Raw genomic sequence first — 19,582 nt, forward strand, 5'->3', positions numbered from 1 at the left:
TTTGTGCAAGGCTTAGAGTTGAGCACCATGACAGGATCGGGAATGCATAACATTACCAAGCACTTTAGAGTGCGCTACATTTTTGCCGCTATCGCGCTGATATTGGTCGTTTCCTTATCAGTGTCTTTTGTGTTTTATGTCTCTAAAATGCAGGAAAGTGATGCAAAAATTATTAATGTTGCGGGTATGCAAAGGATGCTATCGCAAAAAATATCCATGCATAAGCATGCGCTTGTCTATCAACCCAATGACTTCGATAGAGAACAGCTCGAGCAATCTGTAGCCACATTTATTGCCAATCATCAATTTTTGCTTAATAGTGACATGGTGACTCATAACCGTGGTGAGGTGCTTTTATACGCAGGCAATAACCTGGATTTACAAGTTAGAAAATTCGCGAGACTGGCGCTTGAAAGTTCAGATTTAACCCTGTTTTCAGGAACTAATTTACTGCATTTTCTAGAGAAATTAGACGCAGTTGTGAGCGCAATGGAGCACAGTTCACAAAGTAAAATAGCGCAGATGCAGCGCATCTTGCCGTTGTTGGCATTGATAGCGTTTATCACCGTTTGTTGTGAGTGGTTTTTGATTTTTAAACCCTTGCTAGTGCGTATTAATAGGATGCTGGTAATACTGCGCAAGCAGCGCATGACAGCGGTTAGAGCGAGTAGAATAAAAAGTGACTTTCTTGCTAATGTGAGTCATGAGTTGATGACACCAATCAATGGTATCACTGGGTTGTTAGCTGAGCCTGACAAGGTGAGTAAATCAGATATCAAGTCAGTGTCCCACTGCGCTCTCAACTTGCAGTCAGTGGTTCAAGAAATGCTGGACATGCAACAGCTGCAAGAGGGCAAACTTAAATTTGAAGAATCGAGTAACGAGCTCAATAACTCCATAAATGCGGTGATCGCACCATTACAATTAAACCCTGAATTTAAACAAAGGCTAAAGGTGCAAGTGGAGTCCCAAAAGATGGCTCATTTGCGTGTAAGAACAGATCATGTGCGCTTTATTCAGGTGTTGAATCAATTGGTGTCTAATGCGTTGAAACATACCCATGGGGATGTGTTGGTGGTGGTTGAATATCAACCGTACGATCAAAATATTCGAGTCGATATTCGTGATCAAGGAGAGGGGATCAAAGCGCAAGAATTAGCAGCCATCCAGCATAATGCTTTGTACTACGACACCGATAAAGTGCACAATTTTAAAGGGATAAAAATGGGCTTACCTTTGGCCTTTGCACTGACCCATATCGCCAAAGGAGAACTGCATTTTGAGCACTTAAAGTCAGGCACTTTGGCGCAATTAATTTGGCCAGCTAGCGAATCTGTACCAGAGACCAAAATAGGGTCGAAGTCGCAAACAAGAAAGGCATTGGTGGTCGATGATAATACGATTAACGTGTTGGTAATCAGTAACATGGTTAAAATTTTTGACTTTGAAGTGGATGTTGCGCAAGACGGTGAAGCGGCCGTAGAAAGAGTAAAGAGCGGTGAATATGATTGTATTTTTATGGACATCAACATGCCCAATATGGATGGTATAGAAGCAACCTCACACATTCGCACCACATACAACTTTGATGGCCCCATTTTGCTAGTGACCGCAAGCCAAGATGAGCGCCGGATCAAGCAAGGCCTTATTGCAGGGGCAAATTTGGTAGTGCACAAACCGGTCAGTATAGAAAAAATAAAAGCCGCACTTGTCGAAGTGCAGCTTGCTCAAGAATCTGAGTGAGTCACGCCCTAAAGTCGCGTTACAACAAAACCTTGTTGTTCTAACAAGGCGATTAAGCCATTGTCTTTAAACAGATGCAACGCACCAACAGCAATGAACAAAGACTCTTCGCTCAGCGGCTGCGCTAAGCTCTCAATCCATCTTTTGTTGCGTTCAATCAGCAACACCTGCTCATTGAGCTTGCCGAATGGGGAATCGTCGAAAGACTCATCGTAAATATTGATAAGTACCTCAGTGTCTCCCGTTTTCCAAGCCTCGACCATATGCTCAAAATAACCATCTAACTCTTTGAGCTGCCTGAAAGTATCGGCGACCATTTGATCTGCATGCCCTTCCAAAGCGGTGAAAATTTCCATCTGCTGCTCTAGCGTTTCTAACTCTAAAACAGGCTTGTTTAGCTTCTGGGCTGCTAATACAACTTGCTTGTCGATGCCGTAGTGTTCAACAAAACCGGCATTTTGAATTTCAAGTTGCATCATGGTCAGTAATACTGCCCATGGTTTTAATGATGAAAACAGTGTGATGTTAATGTTTTTATCACCAAAGTAATCACTCAACATTTTATAACTTTGAGTGGTGAGTTCAGAATCAAGCGTGCGACCTTGAGGTAGGCGTAAATAGGGAAGTGAACGTTGTTGAATTTGTAAGGCAGAGAGAGCCTCCAAGTTAACTTCAACCACTACAGAATCACTATTTTTGATCGCATTCTCAATAGTGCTCGGTAATACCTCCATGCTTTTATCACCTACGTGCACTGTGCCGAGCAAATACGACGTCATTCCTTGCTTTTCAATTTTCCACAACGCCGGAGTAAGCTGTGCGAAAGCCGGCAATGCGAAGAGTGCGAGAGCACAAAGCCACAGTAAAATTATTTTTCTCATAGTGTCATCCTTATACCTTCCTTGAGCGAGTGTACTCGAGTTATTGGACCATGCCTAATTACCCACAAATAATTATTAAAAATTAATCAGCTAGTGGGTAATCACATTAAGGATAAGTTAGGTTGTTGAATGGCATGGTGAGGTGATGTTTTTCTCAAAATAACCCAATGACGGTTTTTTAATGCTTAAATTGTTTTTGTTACTCATAAATGCGCATTGTTTTTGTTGTTGACTTGCGTCTTCAGTCGCGGTACTAATAGAAAAAGAGCGACGGTATAGCCGTCTATAACGAATTTTGAATTTACATTAGAACGAATTATTTCATGTTAAACAGCCAAGTAAGCCTAATTCTACTGATTACAGTCGTGGTGATTATTATTACCGCGGGGGCTTCATAGTGCGTTAGAAAATTTAACACGTATTAAGCCCCCCGCACTGAAAAGTTCGGGGGGCTTTTTCGTTTAGTGGCCAATACATTGAGGAATGGGGAACAATGACCGGCGCAGAATTAGTAGTTGAGATACTCGCCAAAGAGGGCGTGAGAGAAGTGTTTGGTTATCCAGGTGGCGCTATTATGCCTATCTACGATGCCTTATATGACTCACCTTTGCGGCACTACCTCACCCGACATGAGCAAGGAGCTGGGTTTGCTGCCGTTGGGTATGCGCGTAGTACTGGCAAACTAGGGGTATGCTTTGCGACGAGCGGCCCGGGGGCAACTAACTTAATCACAGCACTGGCCGATGCGATGATGGACTCCGTGCCGTTACTGGCTATTACTGGTCAGGTGCCGACAGCGGCGATTGGTTCTGATGCATTCCAAGAAGTCGATATCTTGGGCATGTCCTTATCCTGCACCAAGCACAGTTTTATGGTTGAGCGCAGTGAAGATCTCGCTCAGGTCCTACAGCAAGCTATGCACATTGCCCAAAGTGGGCGTCCAGGGCCAGTTGTTGTTGATATACCTAAAGATATTCAGATGGCTGCGGCGCAGTACCATCCGTGGTTAGCGCACAGTGATGATGTCAGTACGCTGTGCCATGAACAGGTAAATATCGCTAACGAGTTACTAAGCGAATGCCAACGGCCGATGGCCTATATCGGCGGCGGGGTGCAAGCAGCCGATGCCCAGTCCCAATTAATGCAATTCCTCTACAAGACCAATATGCCAGCGGTCCAAACGCTCAAGGCTTTGGGTAGTGTAACCCCTGATTACGACTTGAATTTGGGGATGTTGGGTATGCACGGTGGCGAGGCTGCTAATTTGGCCGTTCAGCAGTGTGATTTGTTGTTATGTATCGGTGCTCGATTTGACGACCGAGTAACGGGGCACCTCACTAAATTTGCGCCACACGCTAAGGTCGTCCACCTTGATATCGATCCGGCTGAAGTCGGAAAACGTAAGCCCGCTGCGGCGTCGTTGATTGCAGATCTAAAAATCTCTTTGCCACAACTTCACTGTTTTGTTTGCGAGCCGCAATGGACTGAGCATGTAAGTGCGCTCAAAAGCCAGCATGCATGGCGTTACGATTACCCCGGCGACACGGTTTATGCGCCTGCTTTACTCAACCAATTGTCACAACGTTTAAGTGATGATGCGGTGGTATGTTGCGATGTGGGCCAGCACCAAATGTGGGTGGCGCAGCATATGCAGTTTTCGCACTCGCGTAATCACCTAAGCAGTGGTGGAGCCGGCACTATGGGCTTTGGTTTGCCCGCCGCTATTGGTGCCAAAATTGCGCGCCCACAAAGCATGGTGTTAACCATCTCTGGTGACGGCTCAATCATGATGAATATTCAAGAGCTGGCAACCATCCGTCGAAACAACCTTGATGTAAAAATCGTGGTTATCGACAACCAACGTCTCGGCATGGTGCGCCAATGGCAACAATTGTTTTTTGAAGAGCGTTATAGCGAAACCAATCTATCAGACAACCCAGATTTTGTGGCATTGGCAAAGGTATTTGGCATCGATGGCCAATGTATTACCCGTCAAGAGCAAGTGGATGATGCTTTACAGGCCATGCTCTCGAGCACTGGACCTTATCTGTTGCATGTGTGTATCGACGATAAAGACAATGTCTGGCCGCTGGTGCCACCGGGCGCTGCGAATGACCAAATGCTGACACACGTTAGCGCGAGTAAGAAGCCTTAGGAGCAACTATGAAACACCGTTTAACCTTAAATTTAACGAAACAAACCGTTGCGGTAGAGCGTTTCTTACGCGTGGCGCGTCACAGAGGCTTCAAGCTTACGGCACTTGAACTGGCAACGGACAACGATCAATTCGCCGTGAATATTACAGTAGATAGTGACAAACCTATCTATCTTTTAACGCAACAACTTAATAAGCTGGTAGATGTGCACAGTGTCACTATGCAGCAACTACATCAACAGGCGAGTTAGCGGCGGCTTTGTCAGGCTAACGCGACGTACGCAATAACACGGATTTTTAGAAGGTAATTATCACATGACACAAACATCTGAACTGATTTGGCACAACGGCGAAATGATCCCCTACGCACAGGCCACGACCCACGTATTAAGCCATGCCTTACACTATGGCAGCTCGGTCTTTGAAGGCATTCGCGCATATGATACGCCAAACGGTCCGGCTATTTTTCGTTTAACTGACCATATGAAGCGCCTTTACGATTCGGCAAAGATCTATCGTATGGAAATTCCTTTTACTTTAGAAGAGCTTAATCAAGCGTGTAAGGATGCTGTAAAGCTAAATGGCTTTAAGGATGCTTACATTCGTCCTTTCGCATTTTTAGGTCATGTGGGCCTGGGTTTGAACCCTAAGTCGCATTTAGCTGATGTCACTGTTGCCGCAATGCAATGGGGCGCATATTTGGGCGAAGACAGCCTCGCGCAAGGCGTGGATGTATGTATTTCATCATGGAATCGCTTGGCTCCAAATACCATGCCAACGGCAGCTAAAGCTGGTGGTAACTATCTGTCTTCTCAGCTTATTTCAGGTGAAGCGAAGCGCAACGGATATGTTGAAGGTATTGCGCTTGATACCAATGGCTACTTAAGTGAAGGGGCTGGTGAAAACTTGTTTGTTATTAAAAATGGCGTGCTTTATACACCACCAACAACCGCATGTATTTTGCCAGGATTAACGCGTGACACCATCATGACGCTGGCAAAAGAGCGTGGTTATGAAGTGCGTGAAGAGGCAATTGCCCGTGAAGCATTGTACCTAGCCGATGAGTTCTTTATGACTGGCACTGCCGCCGAAGTGGTTCCTGTGCGCAGTGTGGATCAAATTCAAGTGGGTAAAGGTGAGCGTGGGCCGATCACTGAGGAGCTACAAAAAGCGTACTTCGACTTAGTAAAAGGCCAAAGTGAAGATACGCGTGGTTGGTTAGAATACGTAAACGACTAAGTTTTTCGGCAGCGCATCGACGCTGCCATCTGTTTTTGGGAATGAGGAAAGTCGACACACATGTGGTCGCAAAATTATCGAGGTAAACATGGCTAAATTGCGCAGTGCAACAACAACTGAAGGACGTAAACGAGCAGGCGCGCGAGCGCTTTGGCGGGCAACGGGAATGACCGATAGTGATTTTAAAAAACCAATCATCGCAGTCGTAAACTCCTACACGCAGTTCGTGCCAGGGCACGTTCATTTAAACCAGTTGAGTGATTTAATGGCGCAAACAATTCGCGATGCAGGTGGTGTACCTCGCGAATTTAACACTATCGCAATTGATGATGGTATCGCCATGGGTCACGGTGGCATGCTGTACTCATTGCCTTCGCGCGATCTCATAGCTGATTCGGTGGAGTACATGGTTAATGCGCACTGTGCCGATGCTATGGTGTGCATTTCTAACTGTGACAAAATTACCCCAGGAATGATGCTTGCAGCGCTGCGTTTAAATATTCCCGTGATCTTTGTGTCAGGTGGCCCAATGGAAGCGGGTAAAACGCGACTGGCCAATATCGATATTAAACTTGATTTAGTCGATGCCATGGTTAAAGGCGCGGATCCGAGTGTGAGTGATGAAGACTCTGAGCAGGTAGAGCGCTCGGCATGCCCTACGTGCGGCTCATGCTCAGGCATGTTCACTGCCAACTCGATGAACTGCTTGCTTGAGGCGTTGGGTCTTGCATTGCCAGGTAATGGTACAACATTGGCGACGCACAAAGACCGTATGCAACTGTATGTTGAAGCGGGCCAACGCATTGTTGATTTATGTAATCGCTTTTATGGCGACGATGATCACTCTGTTTTGCCGCGTAACATTGCAAACCAAGCAGCATTTATGAACTCCATGACCCTAGATATCGCCATGGGGGGCTCATCGAATACGGTTTTACACTTGCTGGCAGCAGCGCAAGAGGCCGGTGTAGAATTTGATATGTCGGATATCGACCGACTGTCCCGCAGCACGCCGTTTTTATGTAAAGTTGCTCCAGCAACACAGCAGTATCACATTGAAGATGTTCACCGTGCCGGTGGCATTATGGCCATCCTTAATGAGCTGGCCAAAGCCGGCAAGCTTGATTTATCGGTAGGTCACGTTGCTGGCGAGACGTTAGGTGATGTCATCGCTCGCTATGATGCTACCGACCCTCAAAATACAGATGCGCAAACATTTTATCGTGCGGGTCCTGCTGGGATCCGTACCACCAAAGCAATGAGCCAAGATTATCGTTGGCAGGAGCTGGATCTGGACCGTGAGCAAGGCTGTATCCGCAGTGTTGAGCATGCTTTTAGCCAAGATGGCGGTTTGGCGGTGCTTTATGGCAATTTAGCGCCAAACGGTTGTATCGTGAAAAGTGCTGGTGTTTCTGAGGACATGCTGGTTTTCAAAGGCACAGCCCGAGTATATGAGTCTCAAGATGACGCTGTAGAGGGGATTTTAGAGGGCAAAGTACAAAAGGGTGACGTGGTTGTGATCCGCTATGAAGGCCCAAAAGGTGGCCCGGGGATGCAAGAGATGTTGTATCCAACCAGCTATCTCAAATCCATGGCGCTTGATAAAGAATGCGCGCTGATCACCGATGGTCGCTTCTCAGGAGGTACTTCCGGGTTATCAATCGGACACGTATCTCCAGAGGCAGCAAGTGGCGGAGCTATTGCTTTAGTAGAGGATGGAGATGAAATCATCATTGATATCCCTAATCGTGGTATCAACTTGTCTTTGTCTGCTGAGCAACTGACTTTACGCCAAGAGTTACAGCAAGCGCGTGGCAAGCTTGCTTATAAACCGCTTAACCGTGAGCGTGCCGTGACTGCGGCATTGAAAGCGTACGCACTGCTGGCTACCAGTGCTGATAAAGGTGCGGTGCGTGATTTGCAAAAACTTGAGGACCTAAGCTGATGGCTGCAAGCGAGCTTGATTATTTTCGTGCCATCATTCAGGCCAATATGGAGCCTCTAGTCAGGGTCACTGATGTCAGTGAACTTGCCACGCTAGAGGCCAAACTCGGTTCGAAAGTATGGCTTAAACGAGAAGACCAACAACCTGTTTACTCTTTTAAACTGCGCGGTGCATATAACAAGCTCAGTAAGTTACCAGCAGGCTCTAAAGTGATCACCGCATCGGCAGGCAATCACGCTCAAGGGGTGGCGTTAAGTGCGACCGAACTGGGGCATCAGGCAACAATTGTGATGCCGTTGACAACACCGCAAATTAAAGTAGATGCGGTACGCAGCTTTGGTGGTGAAGTGGTGCTACATGGTCATCATTTTGATGCTGCTAAGGAGCATGCGTTGCAGCTAACCGAACAACAAGGTGCGGTGTTTGTACCGCCGTTTGACGATCCAGATGTGATTATTGGTCAGGGCACTATCGCCCGTGAATTGATGCAGCAATTACCTGATTTAGATGTGGTTTTTGTGCCTGTTGGTGGCGGTGGTCTGCTTGCTGGAATGGCGGTATACATTAAATCTTTGCGGCCTGATATTCGCGTGATTGGTGTTGAGGCAGAGGAAAGTGCGTGCTTGCTTGCAGCCATGGAGGCAGGTGAGCCGGTAGAGCTTGAACGAGTAGGTAGTTTTGCAGACGGCGTCGCCGTAAAAATTATTGGCACCGAAACGTTTCGTTTAGCACAGCAGTTTTGTGACGCCGTGATCACTGTGACAGGTGATGAAATTTGTGCTGCGGTGCAAGATATTTTTGTCGGTACTCGTGCTGTTGCCGAGCCCTCGGGTGCGCTGTCGCTGGCTGGGTTGAAAAAATGGGTGCAGCAAAGCGGTGAAACTGGTTTGAATTTAGCTGCGGTACTGTCCGGTGCAAACCTTAATTTTGATCGCCTTCGTCATGTTGCAGAGCGAACTGCTTTGGGCGAAAAGAACGAAGCGTTATTGGCGGTGACCATCAAAGAAGAAAAAGGCAGCTTCAAACGTTTTTGTCAGTCCCTAGGTGGCCGCGCTATCACTGAGTTTAACTATCGCTATGCAGGCCCAGGTGAAGCACAGATTTTTGTTGGTATTGGACTGCGCCAAGGAGCCAGTGAATTGGCCGAGCTTTTGGCCGAGCTGGATGACCAAGGTTACGACTATGTTGATATGTCGGATAACGAGCTAGCAAAGCTGCATGTGCGATATATGGTCGGAGGCAAGCCTTCGGAGCAACTTCAAGAACGGTTGTTACGCTTTGAGTTTCCAGAATACCCAGGAGCGCTTGCGCGTTTCTTAGATACTTTGGGCAGTAAGTGGAACATTAGTTTGTTCCATTATCGCAATCATGGTGCCGCAACAGGTAATGTGTTGGCTGCTTTTGAAGTGCCCAAAGACGATGATAACGCCTTTAAACAGCACCTTGAGCGTTTGGGTTATCAATGTTTCGAGGAAACGAATAACCCGTGCTATCAACAGTTTTTGGCGCACAGACCCGCATATCAAAATAACCACAATACTGGCATTGTGAAAAAAGCTTGCTTATAGTTGAGGAGTTTATCTCTTTAGGGTTGTTTCGTGGGTAAGTACCTAATTCTAGTAATTATTTTCATAGGGCTCATGCCCCAAAGCGCAGCGCGGGAGAAAGAAACAACCTCAGTAACACTGAAACTGAAGTGGCAGCATCAGTTTCAGTTTGCTGGTTACTACATGGCAAAAGAGCTCGGTTATTACGATGATGTAGGGCTGGCGGTAAATATTGTGCCCTCATTACCAGATGACACTGATACCATGCGTGAAGTGCTCATCGGTAACGCTGATTTCGGTATTACCCACTCTGGCATCATTAAAAAGCGCCTTGCAGGTGAGCCTTTAGTTGCTCTGGCGGCCCTGTTGCAATCATCCCCTTATTGTTGGTTAGTCGATAAGGACTCCGACATTCACACTCCTCAAGATTTTGATGGTCAACGTATCAGTGTTCTGAGTAAAGATGAAAATGCTGAGCTTATGACCTTGCTTGAGCATCATAATGTCGATGTTGAGGTCGTAACACATCAAAATAAGAGCAATGTGCGGGCATGGATAGACAAGGATATCGATGCCATGCAGGTTTATATTACCAATGAACCCTTTGTGTTAACCCGCAGGGGGATCGGCTATCGATTATTGTGCCCTAAGCGCTATGGTTTAAATGTGTATGGTGATGTGTTGTTTACGTCACAAGCATTTCTTGATGCAAACCCTGATGTGGTGTCGCGCTTTCATCAAGCAAGTATTCGCGGCTGGCGTTACGCACTTTTGAACTTGGACGAAGCGATTGCAACTACCCGCAAACGTTATGCGCCGCACAAGAGTATGGCGCAACTTGCCTTTGAAGCAGACCAACTAAAACCGTTGATTATGCAATCAGGTAATGCCATAGGAGCTATGTCGGATGCGCGCTGGCGGGTGATCACCGAGCTATATCAGATTGATGCGCAAAAGGTGAAAGAGCATTTCGAAGGCTTTATTTATGAGCCAGAACCTATGTCCAACCATGGCACATTTTCATGGATGGTCATCTTGGCTATCTGCATTCTCGTTATTTCTATTCCCACCTATTTAAGACTGTTTTTTGGCGGCCGCACTTAAATAGGGCGCTGCGACGCAGGCTCTGCCATGGCAAAACACGTCCTAGTCACGTGTGAAGTTTGATATACTTTGCGCAAATAACTAACCACAGTGCATTTATGTCTTCCTTGCTCGCGCGTTTTGAAGCGCTAGATCAACTTCTTTATGACACGCGTCAATATTGGCAATGTGTTGCTTTTGCGTGTGATGCTTATCCATGGCCTGAATTAGCCCCAGTGCTTGAGCAACTAGACGATGAAGACGTGCAGACGTTAGATGCCAATGAGCAGCAGCTTGTTCGTTATTTTGCCAATTATATTCCCAATATCGAGCAACTCAGTGCGCTGAGCGTTTTAGATCTGCGTCAACAAATGCCAACCCAGAGCTTACCGTTTTGGTTAAGCAATGGTATTAAAGGACGTAAGCTAACTCAGCTACAAACTTTTGTTGAGCAACTTGCACCGCAAAATCACAATGAGAAGGTATTGGAGTGGTGTGCAGGTAAAGGGCATCTTGGGCGTTTGTTGGCGCACCAATATGATGTCAGTGTTCACAGTGTGGAAATTCAGGCGCATCTTTGCCAGCAAGGTGAGCACTTGGCTCAACAATTTGAGCTGCCCATCGCATTCACTCAAGCGGATGTGCTTGCGGATGACTGCAGTGCTTGGATTGAGGGTTGTGAGCATGCGGTGGCATTACACGCGTGTGGCGGATTACATCAAGCATTGATCCGTCAAGCCAGTGATGTGCATACACCCCGCATATCGATTTCTCCATGTTGTTATCACTTGTTTTTGCAGCATGAGTATTATCAACCCATGAGCGAACGTGCTAAGCAAAGTAAACTAAACTTACAGTTAAGCGACTTAAAGCTCGCTTTGCAGCAAACCGTTACGGCAGGTCAGCGCGTACAGCGCTTACGCCAAACAGAAGTGCAATGGCGTCTTGGTTTTGACCAGCTCGTGCGCGATGTCTTCAGCAAAACTGATTACACTCCGGTTCCTTCGGTTGGCAAGCAAGTATTCAGTGGTGAGTTTGCTGATTTTTGCCAATGGGCTGCGCAGCAAAAGGGGCTAGCGTTACCACAAGCGCTTAATTATGAGCATTATCTTGCACTTGGTTGTCAGCGTAAGCGGATGACAGATCGCATTGAACTGGTAAGACATCTATTCAGAAGAGCAATAGAAGTTTGGCTGGTACTCGATCGTGCTTTATATTTGCAACAGGCACACTATGATGTGGATATTTTTGAGTTTTGCGAGCCTTCACTCACTCCTCGGAATATTCTTATTGATGCAAGACTGAACAGAGAGTTGATGTGAAGAATTTAAGCCATTTATTTGAGAAAAATAAGCACTGGGCTGCGCGCACTACGGCACAAGATCCCGAGTTTTTTAGCAAGCTTTCGCAACAGCAAAGCCCGGAATACTTATGGATTGGTTGCTCTGATTCCCGGGTGCCAGCTAACCAAATTGTCGACCTTATGCCCGGTGAGTTATTTGTTCACCGCAATGTCGCCAATGTTGTTGTGCACACTGACCATAATTGTTTATCTGTGATGCAATACGCAGTAGAAGTATTAAAGGTTAAGCACATCATGGTGGTCGGTCATTACGGTTGCGGTGGTATTAAGGCTGTACATGACAACGCCAAGCTTGGGTTGATTGATAATTGGCTGCGCCACGTTGGTGACATCAAAGAGCGTTATCAGGATTTGTTGGACCAGGCTCCTGAAAAAGACCGTTTAGCACGCTTAATTGAGTTGAACGTCATTGAACAAGTGCGCAACGTGTGTCGTACCAACATAGTGCAAGAGGCATGGGCAAAAGGTCAGGAACTGACTGTACACGGCTGGGTCTACAGCCTCGAAAATGGCTGCCTACATGATATGAACGCAGTGTTTCGCTGCCAAAATGAGTTTGAAACAAGTTATCAAGAAGCCCTAGAGCATGTTGCTATGCGTGTACGTGGCATCCCCATCGAATTGGTGGTCAATAAATAAAGAGTTTATCAAGAGGCCTACAGAGGTCTCTTTTTTTGATGGACATATAAAGAGGTATTAGCCTTAAATATGAATTAGCGCTTGGGCTCAGTGGTCATTTTGGGGCTCAATCATTACCCGCTTTACTAGGGATAAAAGTGCGGCCGCGACACCAGATACAAAAATAAATTGGCCAAGCATCATCAGCATCAGTTTTGGCCAAAAATTAATTTCTTCAGTAAAAAGTGGGTGCCACACATACACTAATGACATATTTGCTGGCCACAGTATGACGTGAACTCCCGGCATTGGGCCGCCCCAATGCGCCCATAAATTCCAGCTCAATGTAAAAGCGCATAATCCAACAATGACGGCAAGCAGGCCAACGAACACAGCCACGCAAAGGGTATTGAGCTTATTCATAAATGTATCTGTAACTAGGTTATGCTGTATGCCCGTTTACGTATTGATAGCGCAATACAAAGGACTTACATGTTTGCGTTCGTGTGCTAGTGCGGTGAGTAAACTAATGCGGGCGTCTGGCCTTTGCGCCGAGTATTCATAGGTCACACCAAGGGTCACACCTCAGGTCACACTCGACGCCCAAGATATTACTCGTCAGACGCTGCGTTTTGCGCGGCCAGCGCTGCTTCTAACGCCGCTACCTTTTGCTCAAGAGCAGTGAGTTTCTCACGAGTACGCACCAGTACTTGGCTCTGAATATCAAACTCTTCACGGCTGACAAAATCCATCTCTGAAAGCTTGTTTTGCAGTACTTGCTTGGTTTTGGACTCGAAGTTTTCAGCTAAATCACGCATCCCCTTTGGCATGTTGTTACCAATTTGACGAGCGATTTCTTCAATTTTACTAGGGTTAATCATCACTGTACTCCTATCTGTGTATGCCCTAAGTGTAACTAATTTAATGCGCACTCGGGATAGTTAATGCCGACTTTATTAAAATATTGCCTGCTACCGCGGCTGTAACCAAACGATAGATACGCTAAAATGTGCCGTTCAATGTGATTTAGATAAGTGTTTATGAAGCTCAATCCCCAGCAAAATGAAGCGGTAAAGTACATCAGTGGTCCATGCCTTGTGTTAGCAGGAGCAGGCTCAGGTAAAACCCGTGTAATTACTAATAAAATCGCTCACTTGGTGCAAAATTGTCAGTATCAGGCGCGAAACATTGCTGCGGTAACTTTTACCAACAAAGCTGCGCGTGAAATGCGTGAGCGAGTGGCCCAAACCTTGGGAAAACAAGAAGCCAAAGGTTTATGGGTATCCACATTTCACACTCTGGGGTTAGAGATAATCAAAAAGGAGCTGAAAACGCTAGGCTTCAAAGCTGGTTTCTCACTGTTTGACGACCAAGACACTAATCAATTGTTGAATGAGCTCACAGACGATGAGCTCAAAGGCGATAAAGACTTACTTAATGCACTGAAAACGCAGATAAGTGACTGGAAAAACGAACTTATTTTGCCTCAGCACGCAATTGCAGCAGCACGCGAGCCACAAAAAGCACTCTTTGCTCAGCTGTACGCGCGATATCAAACTCAATTACGTGCTTATAACGCTATGGACTTTGATGATCTCATTATGATCCCTACGTTATTACTCGGTTCTAATGCTGAGGTTCGTGATCGCTGGCAGGACCGTTTTCGTTATTTGCTGGTGGATGAGTATCAAGATACCAATACCAGCCAATACCAGCTCGTGAAACTACTGGTAGGTCAACGGGCTCGTTTTACTGTGGTGGGTGATGATGATCAGTCCATTTATTCATGGCGTGGTGCTAAGCCTCAGAACCTGGTGCTTTTAAGTAAAGACTTTCCCGGTTTGCGCCTGATTAAGTTGGAGCAAAACTATCGCAGTGCAGGGCGCATTCTTAAAGCGGCGAATATCCTCATTGCCAATAACCCGCATGTATTTGATAAAAAGCTCTTTAGTGAATTGGGTTACGGTGAGCAAATTAAGGTCATTGCAACAAAAGACGAAGAGCATGAAGCCGAGCGCGTAGTGGCAGAGATCATTTCCCACAAATTTACTAAGCGTACCAACTTTAAAGATTATGCGATTTTGTATCGCGGTAACCACCAAGCTAGGGTGTTTGAAAAGGCGCTTATGAGTAACCGCATTCCCTATAAAATCAGTGGTGGTATGTCGTTTTTTGCCCGTGCAGAAATTAAAGATATGATGGCGTATTTGCGCTTGCTCGTGAACCAAGACGACGACAATGCCTTTTTGCGTATCGTCAACACCCCTAAGCGCGAAATTGGTCCGGTAACACTGGAGAAATTAGGCTCACTTGCCAATGAAAAGCACATCAGTTTGTTTGCCGCGTGTTTTGAGCCTGAACTAGCGGGGCGCTTGCAAGGTCGAGGCTTTAACGCATTGATGGGGTTTGCCCGCTGGGTTGTCGAACTAGCAGATAATGTTCAGCGCAGTGACACCTTAGAAGCAGTGAAAGATTTGGTGCGTCAAATTAACTACGAAGCCTATTTATATGAGACATCGACCAGCGCTAAAGCGGCAGAGATGCGCATGAAGAATGTGTCGGAGCTGTATCGTTGGATCACCGATATGCTCACGGGGGATGCTGATAACCCGGCGTTGACTTTGCCTGAAGTAGTGATGAAATTAACGTTGCGGGACATGATGGAACGCAACGAAGAAGAAGACCAAAGTGACGCGGTGCAACTGCTGACCCTGCATGCATCAAAAGGCTTGGAGTACCCTTATGTATTTATGGTGGGCATGGAAGAGGGCTTATTGCCACACCAAAGCAGTATTGATGAAGATAACGTCGAAGAAGAACGTCGTTTGGCTTATGTAGGGATCACTCGAGCACAGCAAGAATTGATCATGACTTATGCTAAAAATCGTCGTCAGTTTGGTGAGATGATAACGCCCGAGATCAGTCGCTTTGTGGAGGAGTTGCCACAACAAGATTTGGCATTTGAAGCACGAAAAGCACCGCAAAATCAAGAGCAGAGAATGCAGCAAGGGCAGGCACGAGTTGCCAATTTGCGCGCTATGCTAAAGAAGTAATGCTCTCAAGAGGCACTAGCTCATCCAGTGCCTCTTGGTGACCTACAAAATAATTGATGCCGTGTGCTTCTAAGCGATCACGGTAATTTAATATATCAGGCCCTTTAGCGATAACTTTGCACTTACTTAGTTGTGTTACTGCGAGTACACCTTGGAGCATGTGATCATAGCTTTGGTCCTGCAGTATGCGACGGCTAAAGGTGCTGCTTAGTAGCACACAAAAATAAGGTAACTGGGTAAGCGGCCCAAGTTCACAGCGATCACTGGCAAAATCATTGAGGCCTATTTTCACTTCCATAGCCTGCAATGACTCTAAATTTCTCAATTGTGTTGAGCTACAAAAGCGCAGTTCTGTTTCAGAAAATAATAAACACAGTTGTGATTTGTTACTTATGTTGTGTAACCAGTGACTCAGATCTTTGAAATAGTTTTCATCAAGAAGCAACGTGGAGGCATGAAGTAAAGACACCTGTTTGCCGTGATACTGTGAGAAGCCATGGCGCATGAGGCTGAGCTCAACATGGGCTAATTCATCGTTGTTACTGGCAAAACGCTTAATTTGCTCAAAACTGATGCTGCCAAGAATCGGATGGTCTGCGAATGCCGATAACACCTGCAATGGTGCTTGCCCAGTGGGGCTGATGATATCGTGTTTACGATAATGGGTGTGTAAATCCCCAAGGTAATGACGTTCAACATGCTCTTTTTCGCTAATGCTATAACTGAGCAAAGGATGATAGAACTCATAGCGCCCTTTGCCAGAGTGTTTGGCATAGTACATGGCAGCGTCAGCATCGCGGATAACCTCATCGGTATGGCTGTAGTCCTGATGGCTATAGGTTATACCTATGCTCGCCCCGCTTTGAATGCATGTTCCTTCGTGACAAAACTGCTGCTGCATCACTGCAATAATGCGCTTTGCGACGTCTTCAGCTTGCTCTTTGTCGTTGAGTTGCGAGAGCAATACTACGAATTCATCACCACCTAGGCGGGCTATTAAGTCATGCTCGCGAATACATTGCTTTAGCTTATTCGCTACGGCGATAAGGAATTGGTCACCGAATTGGTGGCCTAATTGATCATTTATTTCTTTAAACTTATCTAAATCAATAAATAAAACCGCAAAATGCTGCTCTGGAAAGCGCTGGTAATGTTGCATTGTGCGCTCTAGCTGAGACAGAAATAAACTACGATTGGGTAACCCGGTAAGCGCGTCGTGGTGAGCATCATGATATAACTGTTGCTCAATTTTACGACGCTCATCAATTTGCAGCTGTAGATGCATATTTGCTTGGCGCAGTTCACGTGTTTTTTCTGCAACACGTAACTCCAGCTCTTGGTGACTTTTGCGCAAAGCTTGTTGTGACAACTGATTCTGCAAAACATTGGCGACTTGGTTGGAGACGTAAGCAATGAGTTCCATGTCGTCTTGGGTAAATTCATATTTGTCGTTATAGGCCTGACAAGCAATGAGTCCTATGACTCCCTGCGCGGTTTTCAGTGGCGCGCCAAGCCAGCTGCTGCATCGAGTTTGATTAGTATGAATGCTATTGGCTACAAGCCCTTCTTGCATCAGCTCTTGTGCGCGTTCTTTGTTGATCAATTGGCATTGTTTGGTGGTAAGCACCAGCTCACTGTAGCCTTTAGCAAAGGTTCGAGGGCTAAAATCATCATCGTTTTCATCTACGGCGTAAGGAAAACTCAACCAGTTATTGTCTTTGTCATGTAATGCAATAAATAGATTGTCTGCATAGGTAATTGATTTAATGATTTGATGTAGATGGAAATAGACATCGTCCATATTAATCGCTTGAGTGGCTAGCTCCGCGATTTGGAACAAGGTTTGTTGGCACTCAAGCGCTTTTTTACGCTGTGCGATTTCTTCATTGAGCGCAGCATTGCTTTGAGTCAGTGCCAGCGTTCGCTGTTTCACCTGACTTTCTAATAGCTCGCGCTTTTTAACCCTCTCAATTGCGGTAGCCAAATACAGAGCAATCATTTCAAAGAGTTCAATTTGCTCTTGGCTGTAGCCTTCGTCCTTGTCGTAGCTTTGCGACACCATGACCCCGATAACATCATCGTCTTGGTATACCGGAACACCTAACCAGTGTTCAGATGGTGTACCTAGTAGCTTAAACTTACCTTGCTTGGCTCCTTGAGCCATGGTTTCACTGCTAAAGTAGGCGGTCGCTTTGGAATGAAATACGTAACCAGTCACACTTTGTTCAAATTGTTTGTGAGAGAGCTGCGGATGGTTGTTGGGATCTTTTTGGTCAACAAAGTAAGACAGCTCTAACAAACCAGACTCAGGGTCTTTAAGCACAACATAAAAATTCTTACTAGGCACGTAATCGGCAAGAAGTTGACGAATAGCAGGATAAAAAGAATGTAAATCTGGATGGGTACTAGCTTGCTCTGAGAGCCTGATTAACGCGTGCTGGACATGGTGTTGCTGTTTATATTGCTGCAGCAACTTCTTTAAGCGCTTGTTTATTTTGCGCAATGTTATTTCTGAACACTCATCCACTGAACGCGTCATTTATTATTATTGTGTAATTATTGACCATCTAATATTCCACTATTCACACAGAGGGTCAAGAACTATCGTGCGCTTTTCTAGGTACGAAAAAAGGAGGGCATGCCCTCCTTTTTTATAGATTTTTCTGTAAGTTAAGACTTACTTAATCATGAACTCAATGGCTGCCTTGATTTCATCATCAGAACAATCCATACACGTACCACGTGGAGGCATTGCATTGAATCCATTGATGGCGTGGTCAAGCATAGTGTCGAAACCTTGAGCGATACGCGGTTCCCAGTCGGCAGCAGTTTTTGGCGCGCCTAATGCACCAGAGCCATGACATGCAAAACATGACGCTTGGTATACTTGCTCACCGCTGCGAGGGCCAGCAGGGGCTGCGTCAGCTGCTGCAGCTTGACCAGCTAGGTAAACTTCACCAACAGGTTGAAGACGTGCTTTGATCGCTTCTTCAGTCATAGAGTTGTCGAAAGGCTGTGCGCTAACAGCGGTTGATAACAATAACAATGCGGCAGATAGTTTCTTCATGTTTCTTTGCTCATTCGGATGCTAAAGGTCTTAGAGACCTGTGACGAAATATCGGCAGATTATAACCCCGCCGAACAATTTATAAAACGTCTAGCCAATATTAATGTGTTAAAAAGTAGACATTTTATGTTTTAGCGCAATCTTTTTCGATTCACGGGCCAATGCATTGTAAAAAACGGCTAACCCAAGACATGTGCTCGTTAAAAGATAACGCTAAATCGAGCTGCTTTGAGCTCAGCTTAGGCTGACGAGCTTGTTGATTGCCTTTTCAATGCCCGCGGCGGCCTCTTTTACTGAACCCGCCAACATATAAGCTGGAGTAGAAATAACTTTCGCTTGTTCATCCACTACGATGTCATCAACTGCGCACTCGACATGTTTAGCGCCGATAGCTTCGATGGCGGCCGCAGTATCGGCATCATGGCCGATGGTTGCTTTTGTACCCTGCGGGTAAATGTGCGCGATGATAGCTGGGGCGATACAAAGATATGCTGCAGGCTTTGTTTGTTGCGCAAATTCACGGCATACGCGTTCAACATCAGTATTTAGGGTACTGTGTGCACCTTTTAAGGCAAAGTCACAGAGGTTTTTAGCAGCGCCGAACCCACCTGGTAAAACTAGGGCGTCATAATCATCGACATTCAATTCTTTGAGATCGAGGATCTCATCTCGTGCGATGCGCGCTGCCTCTTCTAATACGTTGCGCTTTTGCGCTTGTTCTTCGCCTGTCAGGTGGTTGATCACGTGGTATTGGTCAACATTAGGCGCGAAACACTGATACTGCGCACCGGCTTGCTCTAAATAGAGTAAAGTGAGCACTGACTCATGAATTTCCGCACCGTCAAATACACCACAACCACTGAGAATAATCGCTACCTTAGTCATACG

16 protein-coding genes are annotated in these 19,582 nt (G+C 46.0%); 10 read left to right on the forward strand and 6 right to left on the reverse strand.

The genetic code is table 11. The features are described from left to right. The first annotated feature begins 42 nt into the window (after positions 1-42). On the forward strand, positions 43-1,743 hold the full coding sequence (locus AAEU32_RS07060) for a response regulator (RefSeq protein ID WP_421969829.1): 1,701 nt from the start codon (positions 43-45) through the stop codon (positions 1,741-1,743). An 8-nt stretch (positions 1,744-1,751) separates the two neighbouring features. Here AAEU32_RS07060 and AAEU32_RS07065 read toward each other — a convergent pair whose 3' ends face one another. Then, on the reverse strand, positions 1,752-2,624 hold the full coding sequence (locus tag AAEU32_RS07065) for a TraB/GumN family protein (protein ID WP_421969830.1): 873 nt from the start codon (positions 2,622-2,624) through the stop codon (positions 1,752-1,754). Between the two features lie 493 nt (positions 2,625-3,117). Between AAEU32_RS07065 and ilvG the strand changes: the two genes are divergently transcribed. The 8 genes from ilvG to can all read left to right on the forward strand — a co-directional run bounded on the left by ilvG (position 3,118) and on the right by can (position 12,595). After that, entirely contained in the window at positions 3,118-4,779 is a 1,662-nt protein-coding gene (ilvG, locus tag AAEU32_RS07070) for an acetolactate synthase 2 catalytic subunit (RefSeq protein WP_421969831.1), read from the forward strand. 8 nt (positions 4,780-4,787) lie between these two features. Beyond that, positions 4,788-5,030 (forward strand): acetolactate synthase 2 small subunit, encoded by a 243-nt coding sequence (gene ilvM / locus AAEU32_RS07075; protein WP_421969832.1) that lies wholly within the window; start codon positions 4,788-4,790, stop codon positions 5,028-5,030. A gap of 64 nt (positions 5,031-5,094) precedes the next feature. Then, on the forward strand, positions 5,095-6,018 hold the full coding sequence (locus AAEU32_RS07080) for a branched-chain amino acid transaminase (RefSeq protein WP_421969833.1): 924 nt from the start codon (positions 5,095-5,097) through the stop codon (positions 6,016-6,018). A gap of 88 nt (positions 6,019-6,106) precedes the next feature. Continuing rightward, a complete protein-coding gene (gene ilvD / locus AAEU32_RS07085; protein ID WP_421969834.1) occupies positions 6,107-7,963 on the forward strand; it encodes a dihydroxy-acid dehydratase in 1,857 nt (618 codons plus the stop codon). After that, a complete protein-coding gene (gene ilvA / locus AAEU32_RS07090) occupies positions 7,963-9,531 on the forward strand; it encodes a threonine ammonia-lyase, biosynthetic (protein WP_421969835.1) in 1,569 nt (522 codons plus the stop codon). The genes ilvD and ilvA overlap by 1 nt, the downstream gene beginning before the upstream one ends. A 30-nt stretch (positions 9,532-9,561) precedes the next feature. Further along, a complete protein-coding gene (locus tag AAEU32_RS07095; protein ID WP_421969836.1) occupies positions 9,562-10,614 on the forward strand; it encodes an ABC transporter substrate-binding protein in 1,053 nt (350 codons plus the stop codon). 98 nt (positions 10,615-10,712) lie between these two features. Further along, positions 10,713-11,915, forward strand: coding sequence for a methyltransferase (locus tag AAEU32_RS07100; protein ID WP_421969837.1), 1,203 nt, complete (start codon positions 10,713-10,715; stop codon positions 11,913-11,915). Next, positions 11,912-12,595 carry a carbonate dehydratase gene (gene can / locus AAEU32_RS07105; protein ID WP_421969838.1) on the forward strand — a complete coding sequence of 228 codons (684 nt, stop codon included), beginning with the start codon at positions 11,912-11,914 and terminating at the stop codon, positions 12,593-12,595. Before AAEU32_RS07100 ends, can begins: the two co-directional genes overlap by 4 nt. Before the next feature lie 87 nt (positions 12,596-12,682). Here can and AAEU32_RS07110 read toward each other — a convergent pair whose 3' ends face one another. Both AAEU32_RS07110 and ubiK read right to left on the reverse strand, forming a co-directional pair. After that, positions 12,683-12,997: a hypothetical protein gene (locus AAEU32_RS07110; RefSeq protein WP_421969839.1), complete on the reverse strand. Its 315-nt coding sequence runs from the start codon at positions 12,995-12,997 to the stop codon at positions 12,683-12,685. Between the two features lie 188 nt (positions 12,998-13,185). Next, positions 13,186-13,455: a ubiquinone biosynthesis accessory factor UbiK gene (gene ubiK / locus AAEU32_RS07115; protein WP_421969840.1), complete on the reverse strand. Its 270-nt coding sequence runs from the start codon at positions 13,453-13,455 to the stop codon at positions 13,186-13,188. A 159-nt stretch (positions 13,456-13,614) separates the two neighbouring features. Here ubiK and rep point away from each other — a divergent pair, with 159 nt between their 5' ends. Then, positions 13,615-15,627, forward strand: a complete 2,013-nt coding sequence (gene rep, locus AAEU32_RS07120; protein WP_421969841.1) for a DNA helicase Rep — start codon at positions 13,615-13,617, stop codon at positions 15,625-15,627. On the opposite strand, the gene AAEU32_RS07125 is transcribed toward rep, so the two are convergent. From AAEU32_RS07125 to elbB, 3 genes are all read right to left on the reverse strand, one after another. Beyond that, positions 15,611-18,166 (reverse strand): bifunctional diguanylate cyclase/phosphodiesterase, encoded by a 2,556-nt coding sequence (locus AAEU32_RS07125; protein WP_421969842.1) that lies wholly within the window; start codon positions 18,164-18,166, stop codon positions 15,611-15,613. The two genes, rep and AAEU32_RS07125, sit on opposite strands and share 17 nt — an antisense overlap. A 138-nt stretch (positions 18,167-18,304) precedes the next feature. After that, complete coding sequence (locus AAEU32_RS07130; RefSeq protein WP_421969843.1) at positions 18,305-18,694, reverse strand: c-type cytochrome; 390 nt, start codon at positions 18,692-18,694, stop codon at positions 18,305-18,307. A gap of 234 nt (positions 18,695-18,928) precedes the next feature. After that, positions 18,929-19,579, reverse strand: coding sequence for an isoprenoid biosynthesis glyoxalase ElbB (gene elbB, locus AAEU32_RS07135; protein WP_421969844.1), 651 nt, complete (start codon positions 19,577-19,579; stop codon positions 18,929-18,931). Between the last annotated feature and the right edge of the window lie 3 nt (positions 19,580-19,582).

This window comes from Pseudoalteromonas maris (assembly GCF_049257235.1).
In the GTDB taxonomy this organism is placed as follows: Bacteria; Pseudomonadota; Gammaproteobacteria; order Enterobacterales; family Alteromonadaceae; genus Pseudoalteromonas.

Coding starts and splice junctions, on each gene's coding strand:
- AAEU32_RS07060 (WP_421969829.1), top strand. CDS start 43: ATGCATAACATTACCAAGCACTTTAGAGTGCGCTACATTTTTGCCGCT.
- AAEU32_RS07065 (WP_421969830.1), bottom strand. CDS start 2,624: ATGAGAAAAATAATTTTACTGTGGCTTTGTGCTCTCGCACTCTTCGCA.
- ilvG (WP_421969831.1), top strand. CDS start 3,118: ATGACCGGCGCAGAATTAGTAGTTGAGATACTCGCCAAAGAGGGCGTG.
- ilvM (WP_421969832.1), top strand. CDS start 4,788: ATGAAACACCGTTTAACCTTAAATTTAACGAAACAAACCGTTGCGGTA.
- AAEU32_RS07080 (WP_421969833.1), top strand. CDS start 5,095: ATGACACAAACATCTGAACTGATTTGGCACAACGGCGAAATGATCCCC.
- ilvD (WP_421969834.1), top strand. CDS start 6,107: ATGGCTAAATTGCGCAGTGCAACAACAACTGAAGGACGTAAACGAGCA.
- ilvA (WP_421969835.1), top strand. CDS start 7,963: ATGGCTGCAAGCGAGCTTGATTATTTTCGTGCCATCATTCAGGCCAAT.
- AAEU32_RS07100 (WP_421969837.1), top strand. CDS start 10,713: ATGTCTTCCTTGCTCGCGCGTTTTGAAGCGCTAGATCAACTTCTTTAT.
- AAEU32_RS07110 (WP_421969839.1), bottom strand. CDS start 12,997: ATGAATAAGCTCAATACCCTTTGCGTGGCTGTGTTCGTTGGCCTGCTT.
- ubiK (WP_421969840.1), bottom strand. CDS start 13,455: ATGATTAACCCTAGTAAAATTGAAGAAATCGCTCGTCAAATTGGTAAC.
- rep (WP_421969841.1), top strand. CDS start 13,615: ATGAAGCTCAATCCCCAGCAAAATGAAGCGGTAAAGTACATCAGTGGT.
- AAEU32_RS07125 (WP_421969842.1), bottom strand. CDS start 18,166: ATGACGCGTTCAGTGGATGAGTGTTCAGAAATAACATTGCGCAAAATA.
- AAEU32_RS07130 (WP_421969843.1), bottom strand. CDS start 18,694: ATGAAGAAACTATCTGCCGCATTGTTATTGTTATCAACCGCTGTTAGC.
- elbB (WP_421969844.1), bottom strand. CDS start 19,579: ATGACTAAGGTAGCGATTATTCTCAGTGGTTGTGGTGTATTTGACGGT.